Source organism: Micromonospora citrea, assembly GCF_900090315.1.
Classification (GTDB): Bacteria; Actinomycetota; Actinomycetes; order Mycobacteriales; family Micromonosporaceae; genus Micromonospora; species Micromonospora citrea.
Genome location: NZ_FMHZ01000002.1, coordinates 6,454,036 through 6,476,791, shown reverse-complemented (window position 1 = coordinate 6,476,791; position 22,756 = coordinate 6,454,036). Strand labels below are relative to the sequence as shown.

Below are 22,756 nucleotides of genomic sequence, written 5' to 3'. Positions count from 1 at the left end.
TCCGTACTGGGGACAACGGTCAGGAATCGGTTCCGTCAAGCGCCAGCCTGATGAGGGCGTCGGTGTCGAGGTCGTCGAGGTCCAGGGCCTCGTCGGTGGACTCGTCACCGTCGCCGCCGTCGGCGTCGGCGAGGTTGAGCAGCAGGTCCAGCAGCCCGGCCTCCCGCAGACGGGTCAACGGGATCGCCGCGAGCGCCTGCCGGACGGCCACCTCCGCCGGGTCGCCGCTCTCCGCCTGTGCCCCCTCTGGCAGCAGGCCGTCGAGCAGGTTCTCGGCGAGCACGGCCGGGTTCGGGTAGTCGAAGACGAGGGTCGCGGGCAGCGACAGGCCGGTGGCCCCGATCAGTCGGTTGCGCAGCTCGACCGCCGTCAGCGAGTCGAATCCGAGCTCCTTGAAGGCGCGCTGCGGTTTGACCCGGTCCGTGCCCGGGTGGCCGAGCACGGCGGAGGCGTGGGTGCGGACGAGGTCGACCAGGTGCCGCACCCGCTCGGGCCGGGGCAGCGTGAGCAGGTGCTCCCGCAGGGCGTCGACGGCCCCGCCGGGCTGCTGCCGCCCGGCCTGGACGTGCAGCGCCTCGCGGGCCTCGGCGATGTCGTCGAGCAGCGGCCGGGGGCGCGCAGAGGCGTACGCCGGGGCGAAGACCGCCCAGTCGACGTCGACCACGGTCAGCGCCGCCCGGGGCAGGCCGACGGCGTACCGCATGGCGTGCACGGCGTCGTCCGGTGCCATGGCGGTCAGGCCGCGCCGGGCCAGCGCCTGCTGGGCCTCGCCGGTGGCCATGCCGCCGTCGGCCCACGGCCCCCAGGCCACGGACGTCGCCGGCAGGCCCCGGCCGCGACGCTGCTCCGCCAGCGCGTCCAGGAAGGAGTTGCCGGCGGCGTACGCGGACTGCCCGCCGCTGCCCCACACCCCGGCGATGGAGGCGAACAGCACGAAGGCGTCCAACGGCCGGTCGCCGAGCAGCGCGTCCAGGTGCACCGCGCCGGCGACCTTGCCGTCGAGCACGGCGGCGAACGCGGCCAGGTCGGTGTCGGCGATCAGGCCGGGCTCGCCGGCACCCGCCGCGTGGACCACGGCCGTCAACGGCGCGGGGTCCTCGTCGAGGCGGGCCAGCAGTGCCGCCACCTGGTCTCGGTCGGCCACGTCGCAGGCCACGACCGACGCCCGTACGCCCTGCGCGGTCAGCTCCTCGCGCAGCTCCGTCGCCCCGGGGGTGCGCTCGCCCCGGCGGCTGGTCAGCACGACGTGCGCGGCCCCGTTGGCCGCCACCCACCGGGCGACGTGGGCGCCCAGGGCGCCGGTACCGCCGGTGACCAGCACCGTGCCGGACGGTCGCCACCGCTGCGCCGTGTCGGGGGCGGCGGGTGCCGCACGGACCAGGCGGCGGACGAACACCCCGGAGGGACGTACGGCCAACTGGTCCTCGTCGCCGGCGCCGGTCACCACCCGCGCCACCCGGTCCCACGCCGTCGCGTCGACCTGCTCGGGCAGGTCCACCAGCCCGCCCCAGAGCTGGGGGTGTTCCAGGCCCGCCACGAGCCCCAGGCCCCAGAGCCCGCTCTGGGCGACGCCGTGCACCGCGTCGGCGTCGCCGGTGGCGACCGCGCCCTGGGTCAGGCACCACAGCCGGGTCGTCGTCCCGGTGTCGTGCAGGGCCTGGAGCAGCAGCAGCGTGGCGGCCGTCCCGACCGGTACGGCCGGGTGGGCGGGGTGCGGCTGGTCGCGGAGGCCGAGCAGGGACAGCACGCCGGTGGCGGGTCCGTCGGCCAGCGCGTCGGCCAGCCGGCGGGCGAGTTCCGCCCGGTCGGCGCCGACCGGGTCGACGGTCAGCCGGACCACGTCGGCGCCGACCTCGGCGAGGGCCTTGGTGGCCGCCTCCGCGCGGGTGCCGTCCGTCAGGTCGTCCTCCGCCGTCACGAGCAGCCACGCGCCGGGCCGCGCCGGATCGGCGGTGATGTCGGTCCGCTTCCACCCGACCCGGTACGACCACGCGTCCACGACCGCCCGCCGCGTACGCGCCCGGTGCCAGGTCGACAGGACCGGCAGGGCCGGGCCGAGGGCGTCCAGGGCGGCGCCGTCGTCGCCGAACTGCGTGGCGAGGGCGCTCAGGTCGCCCTGCTCGACGGCGGCCCAGAAGTCGGCGTCGCCGCTGTCGATCGCCCTCGTACGCGGCCTGCCCGCCGGCTCCGGCCAGTAGCGCTGGTGCTGGAAGGTGTACGTCGGCAGGTCGACCCGCCGCGGCCCGCTGTCGGTGAACCACTCCTGCCAGGTCACCGGCACGCCGTGCACGTGCAGTTCCGCCAGCGCGCCGAGCAGCGCCTGGGCCTGCGACCGGTCCCGACGCTGGACGGCGACCGACAGGACGTCGTCGTCGGGCAGGATGTCCGCCGCCATCGCGGTCAGCACGCTCTGCGGCCCGATCTCCAGGAACGTGTCCACCCCGGCGGCACGCAGGGCGGTCACCCCGTCGGCGTAGCGGACGGCCTCCCGGACGTGGCGCACCCAGTAGTCGGCCGTGCGGATCTCGTCGGGATCGGCGAGCGCACCGGTCACGTTCGACACCACCGGCAGTGCCGGTGCGGCGAACGTCAAGCCGTCCAGGACCGTCCGGAACTCCGCGAGCATCGGCTCCATCAGCGGGCTGTGGAACGCGTGGCTGACGGCGAGCCGACGGGTCCGTGCGCCCCGGTCCCGCCAGGTGCGCTCGATCTCGTCGAGGGCCTCCACCGCGCCGGACACGACGATCGACGTCGGCCCGTTCACCGCCGCGACACCGACCCGGTCGGCCAGGCCGGCGATCGACTCCGTCACCGCCTCCTCGGCGGCGGCCACGGCCAGCATCCCGCCGCCGGCCGGCAGCGCCTGCATCAACCGGCCCCGCGCGGCGACGAGGGCGCACGCGTCGGTCAGGGACAGCACCCCGGCCACGTACGCCGCCGTCACCTCGCCGATCGAGTGGCCGGCGACCATGTCGGGCACGATGCCGAACGACTCCACCAGCCGGAACAGCGCCACCTCGACGGCGAAGAGCCCGGCCTGCGTGAACACCGTGTGGTCAAGCAGTTCCGCCTCCGGCGTGCCCGCCTCGGCGAACAGCACCTCCCGCAGCGCGCGCGGCAGCAACGGGTCGAGGTGTCCACACACCTCGTCCAGGGCGGCCGCGAACACCGGGAACGCCTCGGACAGCTCCCGGCCCATGCCGGCGCGCTGCGCGCCCTGGCCCGAGAACACCAGCGCCAACTGGTCCCGCTGCCCGCCCGACCCCACGGAGACCCCGCCGGACGGCTCGCCCGCCGCCAACGCCGTCAGGCCCGCCAGCAGCTCGTCGCGGCCCGTTCCGGCCACGACCGCACGATGTTCGAGCATCGACCGCGACACCACGCTCGACCACGCCATGTCCAGCGGACGTACGCCGCCGGCGGCGGCCAGCCAGTTCGCCCACCGGCCCGCCTGCGCGGCCAGCGACGCACCGTCGCGGGCCGACAGCAGCACCGGCACCAGCGGCGGTACGTGCCCGGCGACGATCTCACCCTCGACCAGCTCGGCCGGCGGCTCCTCGATGATCACGTGCGCGTTGGTGCCGGAGATGCCGAACGACGACACCGCCGCCCGACGCGGCCGATCCACCGCCGGCCACGGCGTGGGCTCGGTGGCGAGGGCGACCGCCCCCGCCGACCAGTCCACGTGCGGGGACGGCTCGTCCACGTGCAGGGTCGACGGCACCACACCGTGCCGCATCGCCATGACCATCTTGATCACACCAGCCACACCGGCGGCGGCCTGCGTGTGCCCGATGTTCGACTTGATCGAGCCCAACAACAACGGGCGGTCCTGCGGCCGGTCCTGCCCGTACGTGGCCAGCAACGCCTGCGCCTCGATCGGATCACCCAACGTCGTTCCCGTACCGTGCGCCTCCACCGCGTCCACGTCCGCCGGGGTCAGCCGCGCGTTCGCCAGGGCCTGCCGGATCACCCGCTGCTGCGACGGACCGTTCGGCGCCGTCAAACCGTTCGACGCGCCGTCCTGGTTCACCGCAGTGCCCCGCACGACCGCGTAGATCCGCCGGCCCTCGCGCTGCGCGTCCGACAGCCGCTGCACCAACAGCACACCCACACCCTCGGACCAGCCCGTGCCGTCCGCCGACGCCGCGAACGACCTGCACCGGCCGTCGGCCGACAGACCACGCTGACGCGAGAACTCGATGAACGTCCCCGGCGTCGCCATCACCGTCACACCACCGGCCAACGCCAGATCGCACTCACCAGACCGCAACGCCTGCACCGCCAGGTGCAGCGCCACCAGCGACGACGAGCACGCCGTGTCGACGCTGACCGCCGGGCCCTCCAGCCCGAACGTGTACGCCACCCGACCCGACAGCACGCTGCCCGAGTTGCCGGTGCCGACGTAGCCCTCGACCTCGCCGGCCAGCTCCATCAGCTGCGTCGCGTAGTCGTGGTACATGACCCCGGCGAAGACACCCGTCCGGCTGCCCCGCAGCCGCGACGGGTCCAGCCCGGCGGACTCGAACGTCTCCCACGACGCCTCCAGCAGCAACCGCTGCTGCGGATCCATCGCCAGGGCCTCGCGCGGCGAGATGCCGAAGAACGCGGGGTCGAACGCGCCGGCGTCGTACAGGAAACCGCCGTGCCGGGTGTACGACGTGCCGGGGTGGTCCGGATCGGGGTGGAAGAGCGTGTCGAGGTCCCAGCCCCGGTCGGCCGGGAACTCGCCGATGCCCTCCCCGCCGGTGCTGACCAGCTTCCACAGCAGGTCGGGAGACTGGACGCCGCCGGGGTAGCGGCAGGCCATCCCCACGATCGCGATCGGCTCGTCGGCGTCGCCGGCGGCCGGCTCGTCGGAGACGACGGCGGTGAGCCGTTCGCCGACCAGTTCCGCGTACACGTGGGCGGTCAGGGCCTGCGGGGTCGGATGGTCGAACACCAGGGTCGAGGCCAGCCTCAGGCCGGTCGCGCCGTTGACCCGGTTGCGCAGCTCGACGGCGGTCAGCGAGTCGAAGCCCAGCTCGCGGAACGCCCGGTCCGCCGGCACCGCCTCGGCGCCGCCGTGCCCCAGCACCTGCGCGACGAGACCCCGCACCAGCTGGTCCACCTCGGTGAGGCCGTTCTCCTCGCTGAGCCGGGCGAGCCGGTCGGCCCAGCCGTCACCGCCCTTGCCCGCCTGGCGGCGGGTGTTCGCCGTGCCGATGAGGACCCGCAGCATCGGCGGCACCATCCCGCCGGAGGCCGCCGAGCGCAGCGCGGGCACGTCGATCACGGCCGGCACCAGGGCCGGCCGGCCGGCGCCCAGGGCCGCGTCGAACAGCTCCAGACCGGTCCGGGCGTTCATGCCCCGGAGGCCGGCGCGCGCCGAGCGGGCCCGCTCGACCCCACCGATCGATGCCGCCATGCCGGCGGTGTCCCACATACCCCATGCGAGGCTGACGGCCGGCAACCCGAGCTGCCGCCGCCACACCGCAAGCCCGTCCAGGAACGCGTTGCCCGCCGCGTACGCCGACTGCCCCGGCGAACCCAACACACCCGCCACCGACGAGAACACCACGAACAGATCCAGGTCCAGGCCCGCCGTCGCCTCGTGCAGGAACCAACCCGCCGACACCTTCGGCGCCAACACCCCCGCCAGACGCTCGGCGGTCAGCCCCTCCACGACACCGTCGTCCAGGACACCGGCCGTGTGCACCACACCCGCCAGGCGACCCTCGGCACCGATCTCGGCCACCAGCCCGAACACCTGGTCCCGTTCCGTCACGTCACCGGCGACCACCCGCACGTCGGCGCCCAACGCCGTCAGCCGCCCGGTCAGCTCGCCGGCACCCGCGGCCTCCGGGCCGCGCCGCGACACCAGCACCAGCGACCGCACGCCGTGCACCGCCACCAGGTGCTCCGCGACCAGCGCCCCGAGCGCGCCCGTACCGCCGGTCACCAGCACCACGCCGTCACCCACGACCGGCGCCGACGCCGGAACCACCGCACGCACCAGGCGCGGCACGAAGACCTCGCCGCCACGGACGGCCACCTGACCGCCGGTCGGGTCCGCGGCGTAGCGGGTCAGGGTGCCCAGCACGCTCGGGTTCACGCCACGGTCCACGTCGGCCAGGACGATGCGGCCCGGATGCTCGGACTGCGCCGAGCGCAGCAGACCCCACACCGCCGCGGCGGCCGGGTCCGTCACCTGGTCCTCGTCGCCGACGGACACGGCACGTCGGGTGGCCACCACCAGCTTCGAGTCCGCCAGGACGTCGGCGGCCAGCCACGCCTGCACGAGGCCCAGCACGTCCGACGTCATGGCCCGGGCCCGCTGCGCCGTGTCGACGCCGTCGGCGTCCGGCCCGGTCGGCGTGAACAGCAGTCGGCGCGGCGGCGTGGTGCCGGTGTCGATCGCGGCCAGCAGCTGCCTGATCGTCTCGGCGGAGGGACCGCCGGGAACGCCCGGCAGGGCCGGACCGCCCAGCACCGCCCAGCCCGACACGTCGTCGACCGGTTCGGTCTCCTCCGCCTGCCAGACCACCTCGAACATCGACCGGGACGCCACGCCCGCCGTGGCCGTGCCAGCCAGCTCGCGCAGGACGAGGGAGTCCACCGACACCACCGGCGCACCCACCTCGTCGCACGCCACCAGGCGCACCCCGGCACCGCTGCGGGACAACCGGACCCGCAGCACGCTGGCACCCGAGGCGTGCACCTGCACGCCCTCGAACGCGAACGGAACCCGCGGCCCGCCCGGCTCCTCGCCCAGCAGCAGACCGACCGGGTGCAGGGCCGCGTCCAGCAGCGCCGGGTGCACCCCGAACCGGTCGATGCCCGCCACCGCGTCGTCCGGCAGGACCACCTCGGCGTACACCTCGCCGTCGCCCACCCACGCGCGTCGCAGACCCTGGAACACCGGCCCGTACGCCAGGCCGCGCGCGACGAGCGCCGGGTACCAGCCCGCCAGGTCGACCTCGGTCGCGCCGATCGGCGGCCAGGTGCCCGTCCTCGGCTCGTCCGCCGTCGCCGGCTCCAGCACACCCTCGGCGTGCTGGAGCCAGCCCGCCTCGGGGTCGTCGTCGGGGCGCGAGTAGACGGCGACGGGACGCTGCGACGGGTCGCCCGCCGACACCCGGACCTGGATCCGCACGGCGCCCGCGTCGGGGAGCACCAGCGGCGTCAACACCGCCAGGTCACGCAGCCGGGACACGCCCGCCTCGTCGCCCGCGCGCACGGCCAGCTCCAGCAGCGCCGTGCCGGGGACCAGCGGCACGCCCGAGACCACGTGGTCGGCCAGCCAGGGGTGGGTGGCCAGCGACAGCCGGCCGGTCAGCACCAGCTCGTCGTCGCCGGCGAGGTCCACCGCCGCGCCGAGCAGGCCGTGCCCCGCCACACCGAGGCCCGCGCCGCTGACGTCACCGGCCCGCAGCCGCCCCACCGCCGGCCAGAACCGCTGCCGCTGGAACGGGTACGTCGGCAGGTCCACCGGGCGGGTCGCGGTGCCCGGCAGGAGGTCGGTCCAGGTGACCGGCACCCCGTGCACGTGCAGCTCCGCCAGCGCGTTCATCAGCGACACCGGTTCCGGGCGGCCCGGACGCAGGCTCGCCACGACGGCCGCCGGAAGGGTGTCGCCGTCGTCGGGCAGGCAGCCGCGCACCATGCCGGCGAGCACCGCGTCGGGGCCCAGTTCGAGGAAGACCCGGACGTTGCGCGTACGCAGGCTGGCGACCCCGTCGGCGAACCGGACGGTCTCGCGCACGTGCCGGACCCAGTAGTCGGGGGTGCCGATCTCGTCGGGGTCGACGATCTCCCCCGTCAGGTTCGACACGATCGGCAGGGTCGGCCAGCGGAACGTCAGGGTGTCGAGCACCTGCCGGAACTCGCGCAGCATCGGTTCCATCAGCGGGCTGTGGAAGGCGTGGCTGACGTTCAGCCGGCGGGTGCGTACGCCCCGGTCCTGCCAGGTCCGCTCCACCTCGTCGAGGGCCCCGACCTCGCCGGAGACCACCACGGCGGTCGGGGCGTTCACCGCCGCGACGCCGAGCCGGTCGGTGAGCCCGGCCAACGACTCCACGACGGCCTGCTCGTCGGTGCCGACCGCGAGCATCCCGCCGCCCTGCGGCAGGGCCTGCATGAGCCGGCCACGGGCCCCGACCAGCGCGCAGGCGTCGGCGAGGCTGAACAGCCCGGCGACGTGGGCGGCGGCCACCTCGCCGATCGAGTGCCCGGCCACCAGGTCCGCCCGGACGCCGAACGACTCGACGAGCCGGAACAGGGCCACCTCGACGGCGAACAGCCCGGCCTGGGTGAAGACGGTCTGGTCCAGCAGCTCCGCCTCCGGCGTGCCCGCCTCGGCGAACAGCACCTCGCGCAGCGGACGGGGCAGGTGCTGGTCCAGGTGCCCGCACACCTCGTCGAGGGCGGCGGCGAAGGCCGGATGGGCGTCGTACAGCTCACGTCCCATCCCGGGACGCTGGGCGCCCTGGCCGGAGAAGAGGATCGCGGTGCGTCCGCCACGGGCCACCCCGCCGACGACGGCGGCCGAGGGCTGCCCGTCGGCCACCGCGTCGAGGGCGGTGAGCAGGTCGTCGCGGTCCCGGGCCAGCAGCACCACGCGGTGCTCGAAGGCCGTGCGGCGGGTGGCGAGCGCGTGGGCGACGTCGGCGGGCGTCAGGTCCGGCTCGTCGTCCAGCAGGCCCCGCAGCCGGCGTGCCTGCTCGCGCAGGGCGGCGTCGTCGCGGGCCGAGAGGACGCAGGCGACGAGGTCGACCGGGGGCGTCGCGGACGGCCCGGCCGGCGGCGGGACGAACTCCGGCGCCTGCTCGATGATCGTGTGCGCGTTGGTGCCGCTGATGCCGAACGACGACACCGCGGCCCGGCGCGGCCGGTCGACGGCCGGCCACGACCGGGTGCCGGTGAGCAGGGCCACCGATCCGGCGGTCCAGTCGATGTGCGGCGACGGCTCGTCCGCGTGCAGGGTCGGCGGCAGCACACCGTGCCGCATCGCCAACACCATCTTGATCACCCCGGCGACGCCCGCCGCCGCCTGGGCGTGACCGATGTTCGACTTGATCGAGCCGAGCCACAGCGGCCGGTCCTGCGGCCGGTCCTGCCCGTACGTGGCCAGGAGGGCCTGCGCCTCGATCGGGTCGCCCAGCGCGGTGCCCGTGCCGTGCGCCTCGACGGCGTCAACGTCGCCCGGGGTCAGCCGGGCGTTCGCCAGCGCCTGCCGGATGACCCGCTGCTGCGCGGGACCGTTCGGCGCGGTCAGGCCGCTGCTGGCCCCGTCCTGGTTCACCGCGCTGCCCCGCACGACGGCGAGGACGCGGTGGCCGTTGCGCTGCGCGTCGGAGAGGCGCTCCAGCAGGAGCATGCCGACGCCCTCGGCGAAGCCCGTGCCGTCGGCGCCCGCGCCGAAGGCCTTGCACCGGCCGTCGGGCGACAGGCCGCGCTGCCGGGAGAACTCGGTCAGCATGCCGGGGGTGGACATCACGCTCACCCCGCCGGCGAGTGCGAGCCGGCACTCGTCCTGCCGCAGCGCCTGGGTGGCGAGGTGCAGCGCGACCAGCGACGACGAGCAGGCGGTGTCGACGGTGACCGCCGGCCCTTCGAGGCCGAACAGGTACGAGATGCGTCCCGAGGCGACGCTTCCCGCGCTGCCGTTGCCGACGTAGCCGTCCACCTCGTCGGTCGTTCCGGCGGCCTGGGAGGCGTAGTCGTGGTAGATGAGCCCGACGTAGACGCCGGTGCTGCTGCCCCGCGCCGAGTGCGGGTCGATCCCCGCCCGTTCGAAGGCCTCCCAGGACGTCTCCAGCAGCAACCGCTGCTGCGGGTCCATGGCCAGCGCCTCCCGGGGCGAGATGCCGAAGAAGGCGGCGTCGAACTGGGCGGCGTCGTGCAGGAAGCCGCCCTGGCGGGGTACGGACGTGTCGTCCTCGCCGCTGGCCCTCAGGTCGTCCAGGTCCCAGCCCCGGTCGGTGGGGAACGGCGAGATGACGTCGGCGCCGGCGGTGACCACCTGCCAGAGCTGCTCGGGGGTCTGCACGTCTCCGGGGAAGCGGCAGGCCATGCCGATGATGGCGATCGGCTCGTCGAGCGCGGCGGCCGTACCGACTACCGCTGGGCGGGCGGCGTCCGAACCGCCGCCCAGTTCCCGGTCGAGGAAGTCGGCGAGCACCGCGGGGGCCGGGTGGTCGAACGCCACGGTCGCGGGCAGCCGCAGCCCGGTCGCGGCGGAGAGCCGGTTGCGCAGTTCGACCGAGGTGAGCGAGTCGAAGCCCAGCTCCTTGAAGGCGCGGTGGGGGTCGACGTTCTCCGCGGAGCGGTGCCCGAGCACGCTGGCGACGTTCGTGGCCACCAGGTCGAGCAGGTGGTTGCGCCGCTCGGCCGGGCTGAGCATGGCCAGGCGGTCCCGCACCGACGCGGTGTCGGCCAGGCCCCGGCCCACCGCGCGGCGGGCCGGGGCGGAGGCGCGGACCAGGTCACGCAGCAGGCTGGGCACGGTGCCGCCGGCCGGCCGCGCGGTCGCCGGCGGCAGGTTCATGAGTACGAGGTGGGCGCTGCCGCGCCGCCGCGCCGCCTCGAAGAGCGCGACGCCCTGCTGGTCGGTCAGCGGGGCGCTGGTGGCGCGGATCGCCTTGCGGTGCTCGTTGCCGTGCAGGTGGGCGGTCATGGCGCTGCTGGTGGCCCACAGTCCCCAGGCGAGGCTGGTGGCGGGCAGCCCCTGCTGCCGGCGGTGCTGCGCGAGGGCGTCGAGGAACGCGTTGGCCGCCGCGTAGTTGCCCTGCCCCGGGGAGCCGAGGGTGGCCGCCACCGACGAGAACAGCACGAACGCCGACAGGTCCAGGTGCCGGGTGGCCTCGTGCAGCGCCCAGCCGGCGTCCACCTTCGGCGCCAGCACCGCACGCAGGGCGGACTCGTCCAACGAACCGATGGTCGCGTCGGCGATCACGCCGGCGGTGTGCACCACCGCCGTCAGCGGGTGCGCCGGGTCCACCAGTTCCAGCAGCCGGGTCACCTGCCGGGGGTCGGTGACGTCGGCGGTGCCGGCGGTGACCCGGGCACCGGCCTGGGTGAGCTCCTCGACCAGGTCCTGGTACTGCTCGGGGCCACGGCGCGAGGCCAGCAGCAGGTGCCGCGCCTGACCGGTGGCGACCAGGTGCCTAGCGAAGACCCGGGCGAGGGCGCCTCCCGCGCCGGTGAGCAGCACGGTGCCGTCGGGGTCGGCGGGCGCGGGAACCCGCAGCACGACCTTGCCGATGTGGCGGGCCTGGCTGATGTGTCGCAGCGCCTGCCGGGCCTGGCGCACGTCCCACGCCCGTGCGGGCAGCGGGCGCAGCGCGCCCTGCGCGAACAGGTCGAGGATCTCGGTCAGCATCTCGCCGATGCGCGGGTGCCCGGCCTCGTTGAGGTCGAACGCGCGGTAGGCGACGCCGGGGTGGTGGGCGGCGACCGTCTGCGGGTCACGCACGTCGGCCTTGCCCATCTCCACGAACCGGCCGCCGCGCGGCAGCAGCCGCAGCGACGCGTCGACGAACTCACCGGCGAGGGCGTCGAGCACCACGTCGACACCGGCGCCGCCGGTGGCCGCGCCGAACGCCTGCTCGAACTCCGTGGTCCGCGACGACGCGATCCGCTCCCCGGCCACCCCGAGACCCCGCAGCACATCCCACTTGCCGGGGCTGGCGGTCGCGTACACCGTCGCGCCCCAGTGCCGGGCGAGCTGGATGGCGGCCATCCCGACGCCACCGGCGCCGTTGTGGATCAGCACCGACTCGCCGGCCCGCAGCCCGGCCAGGTCACGCAGCGCGTAGTACGCGGTCAGGAACACCACCGGCACCGACGCGGCCTGCGTGAAGGACCAGCCGTCGGGGATCTTCGCGACGAGGTCGCGGGTGGCGATCACCTCGGGGGCGAAGGCCGGCTCGAACATGCCAAGCACCCGGTCGCCGGGCACCAGGTCGGTCACGCCGGGGCCGACCTCGACCACGACGCCCGCGCCCTCGCTGCCCATCACGGCCGCCGGATCCGGGTACATGCCCAGGCCGATCAGCACGTCCCGGAAGTTCACGCCGGCCGCGCGCACCGCGACGCGCACCTGGCCCGCGTCCAGGGCGACGGGCGCGGCGGGCACCATGCCGATCCCGTCGAGGGTGCCGGGGCTCACCGCGCCGACCCGCCACAGTCCGTCCGGCGCGACGAGTTCCTCGGCGGCCTGGCCGGTGGGCCGGCCCAGGCGCGGGGTGCGCACCTCGTCGCCGCGTACGGCCACCTGGCCGCCGGTGGCCGACGGGTCCTCGGCCACCGCGGCCAGCACCGCGAGGACCGCCGGGGTGAGCGCGCCGTCGACGTCGGCGAGGACGATCCGTCCCGGGTGCTCGGACTGCGCCGAGCGCAGCAGGCCCCAGACCGTCGCGCCGGCCAGGTCCCGCAGCGCGTCGGCCGGTGCGGCGAGCACCGCGCCGCGGGTCAGGACCACCAGCTTCGTGTCGGCCAGGGCCTCGGCGTCCAGCCAGGACCGCAGCACGTCCAGCACCTGGGCGGTGACCGTGCCCACCAGCTCGGGCAGCCCGGCGTCCGGCGTGTCCGCCCGGACCGGGAGCACCAGCGCGCGGGGCGCCTCGACCACGCCGCCGGAGACCGCCGTGACCAGGTCGTCGACGGTCGGGAACGCCGGCGTGGACAGCTCCGCCGGCACGTCGGCGTCGCCGAGCAGCACCCAGCCGCTGACGTCGTGCGCCGGCGTGACCCGCTCGGGCTGCCACGTCACCTCGAACAGCGCCCGCTCGGCGGGGTCCTGGCCGGCGGCTGCGGTCATCTCCCGCAACGCGAGCGCGTCCACCGACACCACGGGCGCGCCCGACTCGTCGCCGGCCACCAGCCGCACCCGGGAACCCGTGCGGGTCAACCGCACCCGCAGCACCCGGGCCCCGGAGGCGTGCACCTGCACGCCCTCGAAGGCGAAGGGCACCCGCGGCCCGCCGGAGCGGTCGGCCAGCAGCAGCCCCACGGGGTGCAGCGCGGCGTCCAGCAGCGCCGGGTGCACGGCGAACCGGTCGGTGTCGGCGATCGCCTCGTCCGGCAGCGCCACCTCGGCGTACGCGTGGTCGCCGGCGGCCCACAGCCGGCGTAGCCCCTGGAACGACGGGCCGTAGGTGAGGCCCCGCTCCGCCAGCGCCGGATACCAGCCGGCGAGGTCCACCTCGGGCACCCCGGCGGGCGGCCAGGCGCCCAGCTCCGGCTCGTCGGCGGCAGGCTCCAGCACACCGTCGGCGTGCCGCGTCCAGTCGGCGTCCGGGTCGCCGTCGGGCTGCGAGTGGACCGCCACCGACCGGACGCCGGAGCCGTCGGCCGCGCCGACGCGTACCTGCACACGGACGGCGCCGGACGCGGGCAGCACCAGCGGCGCGGCCACCGTCAGCTCGCGTACCCGCGACGCGCCCACCTCGTCGCCGGCGCGCACCACGAGCTCCACCAGCGCGGTGCCCGGCGCCAGCACCGCACCGCCGACCACGTGGTCGGCCAGCCACGGGTGCGTCGACACCGACAGCCGGCCGGTCAGCACCACCTCGTCGTCACCGGCGAGGCGCACCGCCGCGCCGAGCAGCGGATGCCCCGCCGCCCCGAGGCCCGCACCCGACACGTCGCCGCCGGCGGAGTGGTCCACCGCCGGCCAGAACCGCTCCCGCTGGAAGGCGTACGTCGGCAGGTCGACGCCGGTGGCGCCGGAGCCGGCGAACACCGCCGCCCAGTCGACGGGCACCCCGGCGACGTGCAGATCGCCGAGGCCGGTCAGCAGCTGGTGCGGCCCGTTCTCGTCGCGGCGCAGCGAACCGACCACGACGCCCGCGTCGACGGCGCCGGTGGCCTTCTCCAGCGCGTCCTGGACCACCACCTTCAGCACGGGGTGCGGGCTGACCTCGACGAATACCCGGAAGCCCTGCTCGATCAGCTGGTCCAGCACGGGCGCGAGCCGGACGGGTTCCCGCAGGTTGCGGTACCAGTAGTCGGCGTCGAGTTCGGCCGTGTCGATGGGCTCGCCGGTGACCGTCGAGTGGAAGGCCACCCCGGTCGAGCGGGAGTCGACCGTGCCGAGCGCGGCCACCAGGTCGTCGCGTACGGCGTCGACGTGGTCGCAGTGTGAGGCGTAGTCGACGGCGATCGCGCGGGCCCGGATGTCCCGCTCGGCGCAGTGCGCGAGCAGTTCGGCGACCGACGCCGCGTCACCGGAGACCACGGTCGCGGCGGCGCCGTTGAGGGCGGCCACGGAGAGGGTGCCACGCCACTGCGCGATGAGCTGCTCGGTGTCGGCGGCCGGCAGCGGGACGGAGACCATGCCGCCCCGGCCCGAGATGGCGAGCAGGCCACGGCTGCGCGCCACGACGAGCCGCACCGCGTCGGCGAGGGTCAGCGCGCCGGCCGCGCAGGCCGCGGCGATCTCACCCTGCGAGTGCCCGACGACGGCGGCCGGCACGATGCCGCACGAGCGCCAGAGCTGGGCGAGGGACACCATGACGGAGAACAGCACGGGCTGGACCACGTCGACCCGGTCCAGGGACGGCGCGCCGGGTGCCTGCCGGAGCACGTCGGTGAGGGACCAGTCCACCAGCCGGGACAGCTCCTCGGCGCACTCCGTCATCCGTTGCCGGAAGACCGGCGAGGTGTCCAGCAGGTCAAGCGCCATCCCCGCCCACTGGGAGCCCTGGCCGGGGAAGACGAAGACGACCTTCGACGCGGCGTCCGCGCCGGCCGGCGAACCGTCGCGGGCGGCGAGGGCGGCCAGCCGGGCGGCCGCGTCGTCCCGGTCGGCAGCCACGACGACCGCCCGGTAGGGGTGGTGGGCCCGCTGGGCGGCCAGGGAGAACCCGAGGTCGCGCAGGTCCAGGTCGGCGTCGCCGGCCAGCCGTTCGCCGATCCGGGCGGCCTGCGCCCCGAGCGCGCGGGGGCTGCGGCCGGAGACCAGCAGGGGTACGGCGGCGGGGCCGACCAGGCCGGGGACGGGCCCCGCCGGCGGGGTCGTCGCCGGGGCCGCCTCGTCGGGCGCCTGCTCGATGATGGTGTGCGCGTTGGTGCCGCTGATGCCGAACGACGACACGGCAGCCCGGCGGGGCCGGCGCACCGCCGGCCACGGCCGGGCCTCGGTGAGCAGGGCGACCGCCCCGGCGCTCCAGTCGACGTGGGGCGACGGCTCGTCCACGTGCAGGGTCGGCGGCAGCACGCCGTGCCGCATCGCCAGCACCATCTTGATCACACCGGCCACCCCGGCCGCGGCCTGGGAGTGGCCGATGTTCGACTTGATCGAGCCGAGCCAGAGCGGCTCGGCGTCGGCGCGGCCCTGCCCGTACGTGGCCAGCAGCGCCTGCGCCTCGATCGGGTCGCCGAGGACGGTCCCGGTGCCGTGCGCCTCGACGGCGTCCACGTCGGCGGCGGCGAGCCGCGCGTTGGCGAGGGCCTGCCGGATCACCCGCTGCTGCGACGGGCCGTTCGGGGCGGTCAGCCCGTTCGACGCGCCGTCCTGGTTGACCGCGGAGCCGCGCAGGACGGCGAGCACCCGGTGCCCGTTGCGCCGGGCGTCGGAGAGGCGCTCCACCAGCAGCATGCCCACGCCCTCGGACCAGCCGGTGCCGTCGGCGCCGGCGGCGAACGCCTTGCACCGCCCGTCCGGGGCGAGGCCGCCCTGCCGGGAGAACTCGGAGAACATGCCGGGCTGCGCCATCAGTGCCACCCCGCCGGCCAGGGCCAGGTCGCACTCGCCGCCGCGCAGCGCCTGGGCGGCGAGGTGCAACGCCACCAGCGACGAGGAGCAGGCGGTGTCGACGGTGACCGCCGGTCCTTCGAGACCGAACATGTAGGCGACCCGCCCGGAGGCGACGCTGCCGGCCGTACCGGTGAGCAGGTGTCCCTCGAGGCCGTCCAGGTCGTCGCGTCCGCTGGTGGCGTAGCCGGAGGAGGCGGCGCCGACGAAGACGCCGGTGGCGGTGCCGCCGAGGGCGGTGGGGTCGATGCGGGCGTACTCGAAGCTCTCCCAGGCGGTCTCCAGCAGCAGCCGCTGCTGCGGGTCCATGGCGAGGGCCTCGCGGGGGCTGATGTTGAAGAAGCCGGCGTCGAAGTCGGCCGCGTCGTAGAGGAAGCCGCCCTGGTCGGTGACGGTGCCGCCGGCCTGGTCGCCGTCGGTGCCGTAGAGCCGGTCGAGGTCCCAGCCGCGGTCGGTGGGGAAGCCGCCGATGGCGTCGGAGCCGGAGGTGACGAGCTGCCACAGCTGCTCGGGGGTGGCGACGCCGCCGGGGTAGCGGCAGGCCATGCCGATGATGGCGATGGGCTCGTCGGCGTCGGCGGTGACGACGGTACGGACGGTGGTGCCGGCGCCGGTGGTCCGGCCGAGCTGCGCGAACAGGTGGTCGGCGAGCCGGGCCGGGGTGGGGTGGTCGAAGGCCAGCGTGGCGGTCAGCCGCAGCCCGGTGGCGGCGCCCAGCCGGTTGCGCAGCTCCACCGAGGTCAGCGAGTCGAAGCCCAGGTCCCTGAAGGCGCGGGTGGCGGGGACCGCCTGCGCCGAGGCGTGACCCAGCACCGTGGCGGCCTGGCCGCAGACGAGGTCGACCAGCGCCTGGCGGGCGTCCGCCTCGGACAGGCCGTCGAGCCGCTCCCGCCACGACGCCCCGGCGCTCGGCCGGTCGCTGGCGGTGCGGCGTCGGCCGCCGCCGCGCAGCAGGTGCCGCATCAGCGGCGGTACACCGCTCGCCTCGCCGGTGACGTGGAGGCGGGCCGCGACGACGACCGGTTGGGCCGCCGGCAGGGCGGCGTCGAAGAGTTCGGCGCCCTCGGCCGGGGAGAGCTGGCTCATCCCGACCCGCCGCAGCCGCTGCTGGTCGTCGCCGTCGAGGTGCGCGGTCATCGCGCTGTCGGTGGCCCACATGCCCCAGGCGAGGCTGGTGGCGGGCAGCCCCTGCTGGTGGCGGTGCCGGGCGAGGGCGTCGAGGAACGCGTTCGCGGCGGCGTAGTTGCCCTGCCCCGGGGAGCCGAGGGTGGCCGCGACCGAGGAGAACAGCACGAACGCCGACAGGTCAAGGTGCCGGGTGGCCTCGTGCAGCGCCCAGCCGGCGTCCACCTTCGGCGCCAGCACGGCGTGCAGGGCCGGCGCGTCGAGCGAGCCGATCGTCGCGTCGGCGATCACCCCGGCGGTGTGGATGACGGCGGTCAGCGGGTGGGCCGGATCGATCCCGGCGACCAGGCGGGTGACCTGCGCGGGGTCGCTGACGTCGACGGCCACGGCGGTGACGTCGGCGCCCGCGTCGGTCAACTCCCTGACGAGGGTGGCGTAGTCGTCACCGCCGACCCCGTCGGGGTGGCGGCGGGAGGCCAGCAGCAGGTGCCGGGCCTGGCCGGTGGCGACGAGGTGCCGGGCGACCACGCCGGCCAGCGTCCCGGCGGCGCCGGTGACCAGCACGGTGCCCTCGGGGTCCACCGGGTTGGGAACGCGGAGCACCACCTTGCCGACGTGGCGGGCCTGGCTGACGTGGCGCAGCGCCTGCCGGGCGTGGCGCACGTCCCACGCCCGCACCGGCAGCGGGCGCAGCGCGCCCCGCTCGAACAGCGCCAGGATCTCGGTGAGCATCTCGCCGATCCGGGTGCTGCCCGCCTCGTTGAGGTCGAAGGCGCGGTAGGTGACGCCCGGGTGCTCGGCGGCGACCACGGCGGGATCGCGCAGATCGGCCTTGCCCATCTCCACGAACCGGCCACCACGCGGCAGCAACCGCAGCGACGCGTCGACGAACTCACCGGCGAGGGCATCGAGGACCACGTCCACCCCTGCCCCGCCGGTGGCCGCGCCGAAGGTCTGCTCGAACCCCGTCGTCCGCGACGACGCGATCCGCTCCTCGGCCACCCCCAGGCCACGCAGCACGCCCCACTTGCCGGGACTCGCCGTGGCGAACACCGTCGCGCCCCAGTGCCGGGCGAGCTGGATGGCGGCCATGCCGACCCCGCCCGCCCCGTTGTGGATCAGCACCGACTCCCCGGCCCGCAGACCCGCCAGGTCACGCAGCGCGTAGTACGCCGTCAGGAAGACCAGGGGCATCGACGCCGCCTCGGTGAACGACCAGCCGGCGGGCATCCGGGCGATCCGCTCCCGCGCGGCGACCGCCTGCGGGCCGAAGGCGTACTCGAACATGCCGAGCACCCGGTCGCCGGGCGCCAGGTCGGTCACCCCGGGACCGACCTCGACCACCACGCCCGCGCCCTCGCTGCCCATCACCGCCGCCGGATCCGGATACATCCCCAGCCCGATCAGCACGTCCCGGAAGTTCACCCCCGCCGCCCGCACCGCGATCCGCACCTGACCCGCGTCCAACGCCACGGCCGGGGCGGACACGAGGTCGACGCCGTCGAGGGTGCCGGGGGCGACGGCGGCCAGGTGCCACGGCCCGGAGGCGGGCGGCGTCAGCTCGTCGCCCACCGGCCGCACCAGCCTCGGCACGAGGGTCCGGTCGCCGCGCAGCGCGAGCTGGCCGCCGGAGACCGACGGGTCGACGGCCGCGCCGGTCAGCACGGCGAGGACGGCCGGATCCAGGTCGCCGTCGACGTCGGCGACGACGACGCGCCCCGGATGCTCGGACTGGGCGGAGCGCAGCAGCCCCCAGACCGCCGCGCCGGCCAGGTCGGTGACCCGGTCGTCGTCCCCGGCGGCCACCGCGCCCCGGGTCACCACGACCAGCTTCGCGTCCGCCAGTTCGTCGGCGGCCAGCCAGGACCGCAGCGTGTCCAGGACGCCGGTGGTGACCGCGCGCACGGCCTCGGGCACGACGACGCCGGCCCCGCCGGCCGGCACGACCAGCAGCACCTGCCGGGCCGGGCGCCCGCTCGCCGCCAGCGCCGCCACGTCGGCGTGGACCGGCAGCTCCGGCAACGCGGCCGGCGCCGGCCCGCCCAGCACCGCCCATCCCGCGACGTCGTCGACCCCGACGACCGGCTCGGCCTGCCACGCCACGTCGAACAGCGACCGGGCGGCGGCGCCCCGGGGCGTCACGCCGGTCATCTCCCGCAGCACCAGGGAGTCCACCGACACCACCGGCGCGCCCGCGCCGTCGCAGGCGACCAGGCGTACGCCGGAGCCGTCGCGGGTCAGTCGCACCCGCAGCGTACGGGCGCCCGAGGCGTGCACCTGCACGCCCTCGAACGCGAACGGCACCCGCGGCCCGCCCGACGGCTCCCCCGCGAGCAGCAGCGCCACCGGGTGCAGCGCGGCGTCCAGCAGCGCCGGGTGCACGCCGAACGCGCCGGCCGCGCCGGCCGCCTCGTCGGGCAGCGCCACCTCGGCGTACACCTCGCCGTCGGTCGCCCAGACCCGACGCACGCCCCGAAACACGGGCCCGTACGCCAGGCCGTGCTCGGCCAGCCTCGGATACCACCCGGCGAGGTCCACCTCGGACGCGTCCGCCGGCGGCCACGCCCCGACGCCCGGCTCGTCGGCCGGCGTCGGTTCCAGCACACCGTCGGCGTGCCGCACCCACTCGGCGTCGGCGTCCTCCTCGGGCTGGGAGTGGACGGCGACCGACCGGGCGCCGGAGTCGTCGGCCGCGCCCACGCGCACCTGCACGCGTACCGCGCCGGACGCCGGCAGCACCAGCGGCGCGGCCACGGTCAGCTCACCCACCCGGGGCGCGCCCACCTCGTCGCCGGCGCGAACGGCCAGCTCCACCAGCGCGGTGCCCGGCACCACCACGGCCCCGGACACGACGTGGTCCGTCAGCCACGGGTGCGTCGACGCCGACAGCCGGCCGGTCAGCACCACCTCGTCGTCGCCGGCGAGCCGCACCGCCGCGCCGAGCAGCGGATGCCCCGCCACGCCCAGGCCCGCGCCCGACACGTCGCCGACGCGCCACGGCACCACCTCAGGCCAGAACCGCTCCCGCTGGAAGGCGTACGTGGGCAGGTCGATCCGGCGGGCGCCGGTGTCGGCGAACCACTCCCGCCAGGTCACCGGCACGCCGTGCACGTGCAGCTCGGCGAGGGCGTGCAGCAGCGCGTGCGCCTCCGGCCGGTCCCGGCGCTGGGCGGCGACCGCCAGCACGTCGTCGTCGGGCAGGACGTCGGCCGCCATCGCGGTCAGCACGCTCTGCGGGCCGATCTCCAGAAACGTGTCGGCGCCGGCGGCGCGCAGTGCGGCGAGCCCGTCGGCGTAGCGGACGGCCTCGCGGACGTGCCGCACCCAGTACTCCGGGGTGCGGATCTCGTCGGGGTCGGCGAGCGCGCCGGTCAGGTTCGACACCAGCGGCAGCGTCGGCGCGGCGAAGGCCAGACGCGCGACGATGCCCCGGAACCGCTCCAGCACCGGCTCCATCAGCGGGCTGTGGAACGCGTGGCTCACGGTCAGCCGACGGGTACGCACACCCCGGTCGCGCCAGACCCGCTCGACCTCGTCGAGGGCGTCGACGGCTCCGGAGACCACGACCGACGTCGGGCCGTTCACGGCCGCGACGCCGACCCGGTCGGTCAGCCCGGCGATCGCCTCCGTCACCGCCGCCTCGTCGGCGGCCACGGCGAGCATCCCGCCGCCGTCGGGCAGCGACTGCATCAGCCGGCCCCGCGCGGCCACGAGCAGGCAGGCGTCCTGGAGGGACAGCACCCCGGCCACGTGCGCGGCGGCGATCTCACCGATCGAGTGCCCGCCCACGAAGTCCGGCGCGACGCCGAGCGACCGGACCAGCCGGAACAGCGCCACCTCGACGGCGAAGAGTCCGGCCTGGGTGAACACGGTCTGGTGCAGCAGTTCCGCCTCGGCGGAGCCCTCCGGCGCGAACAGCACCTCCTTGAGCGGGCGCGGCAGCACCCGGTCCAGGTGCCCGCACGCCTCGTCGAGGGCGGCGGCGAAGACGGGGAACTCGCCGTACAGCTCCCGGCCCATGCCGGCGCGCTGCGCGCCCTGGCCGGAGAAGAGCACCGCCAGCGGACCCCGGTCCCCGGCCTGGCCCGTGACGACCGTGCCCGACGACTCCCCCGCCGCCACGGCCGCCAGGCCCGCCAGCAGGCCCGCCCGGTCGTCGGCGAGCACCACCGCGCGCCGGTCGAGCGCCGGGCGGGACACCACCGACGACCACGCCACGTCGAGCGGGCGCGCCCCCTCGTCGTCGGCGAGCCAGCGGGCCCACCGGTCGGCCTGGGCGCGGAGCGCGGCCGGCTGCGCGGCGGAGAGCAGCACCGGCGCGACGGCGCGAGGGCGCGACCCGGTGGCGTCGCCCTCGGCCGGGTCGGGGGCCGGCGCCTGCTCCAGGATCAGATGGGCGTTCGTGCCGCTCATGCCGAAGGACGACACGCCGGCCCTGCGGACGTGGTCGCCGCCCGCCCACGGGCGCGCCTCGTCGAGCAGGGACACGGCCCCGGTCGACCAGTCGACGTGCGGGGACGGCCGGTCGACGTGCAGGGTCGGCGGCAGCACGCCGTGCCGCATCGCCATCACCATCTTGATGACGCCACCGGCGCCGGCGGCGGCCTGCGGGTGGCCGATGTTCGACTTCAGCGACCCCAGCCACAGCGGCCGGTCGGCGGGCCGCCCCTTGCCGTACGTGGCCAGCAGCGCCTGCGCCTCGATCGGGTCGCCGAGGCGGGTGCCGGTGCCGTGCGCCTCGACCACGTCCACGTCGGCGGGGGTGAGTCGGGCGTTCTCCAGCGCCTGCCGGATGACCCGCTGCTGGGAGGGGCCGTTGGGGGCGGTCAGGCCGCTGCTGGCGCCGTCGGAGTTCACGGCGCTGCCCCGGATGACGGCGAGGACGGGGTGCCCGTTGCGCCGGGCGTCGGAGAGCTTCTCGACCAGCAGCATGGCGACGCCCTCGGACCAGCCGGTCCCGTCGGCGTCGGCCGAGAACGCCTTGCACCGGCCGTCGGAGGCGAGCCCCCGCTGGCGGGAGAACTCCACGAAGGCGCCGGGCGTGGCCAGCACGGTGACGCCGCCGGCGACCGCGAGCGAGCACTCGCCGTCGCGCAGGGCCTGGCCGGCGAGGTGCAGCGCGACCAGCGACGAGGAGCAGGCGGTGTCGATGGTGACGGCTGGCCCCTCCAGCCCGAAGGAGTACGCCAGCCGGCCCGACATGACGCTCGCGGCGGTGCCGGTGAGGACGTGGCCCTCCGCGCCCTCGGGCAGCTGCCGCAGCACGGAGGTGTAGTCCTGCCCCGCCGTGCCGACGAACACCCCGGTACGGCTGCCCCGCACCGACGTGGCGTCGATGCCGGCCCGTTCGAAGACCTCCCAGGTGACCTCCAGCAGCAGCCGCTGCTGCGGGTCCATGGCCAGCGCCTCGCGCGGCGAGATGCCGAACAGGGTGGGGTCGAACAGGCCGGCGTCGCGCAGGAAGCCGCCCCGGTTGCTGTAGGTGGTGCCGGGGTGGTCCGGGTCGGGATCGTAGAGTCCGTCGAGGTCCCAGCCCCGGTCGTCGGGGAACGTGCCGGTGGCGTCGACGCCGCCCGCGACGAGGTCCCAGAGGTCCTCCGGGGAGGCGACCCCGCCGGGGAACCGGCAGGCCATCCCGACGATCGCGATCGGCTCGGCGTCCCCGTCCTCCAGCTCGCTCAGGCGCCGGCGCGCCAGGCGGAGCTCGGAGGTCACCCACTTGAGGTGTTCGAGGAGCTTGTCTTCGTCCGCCATGACCCACCCGCCCAGAGCTTGCTATCGATCGGAATCTGCCGAATCGTTGACCACACCACCGCCGACGGACCGGCCTCGTGCACAGGTGGGTGGGAGACACGGCCGCTCGGCCACGAACCCGACACCTGTTCCTGATTC

1 protein-coding gene is annotated in these 22,756 nt (G+C 76.0%); it reads right to left on the bottom strand.

Annotation, left to right across the window (positions count from 1 at the left end; genetic code table 11):
- Positions 1 to 19: 19 nt before the first annotated feature.
- Positions 20 to 22,618, bottom strand: a complete 22,599-nt coding sequence (locus GA0070606_RS29190) for a type I polyketide synthase (RefSeq protein ID WP_091106414.1) — start codon at positions 22,616 to 22,618, stop codon at positions 20 to 22.
- Positions 22,619 to 22,756 lie beyond the last annotated feature (138 nt).

Excerpts from the sequence above, each read along its gene's own strand:
- GA0070606_RS29190 (WP_091106414.1), bottom strand. The coding sequence starts at position 22,618 with ATGGCGGACGAAGACAAGCTCCTCGAACACCTCAAGTGGGTGACCTCC.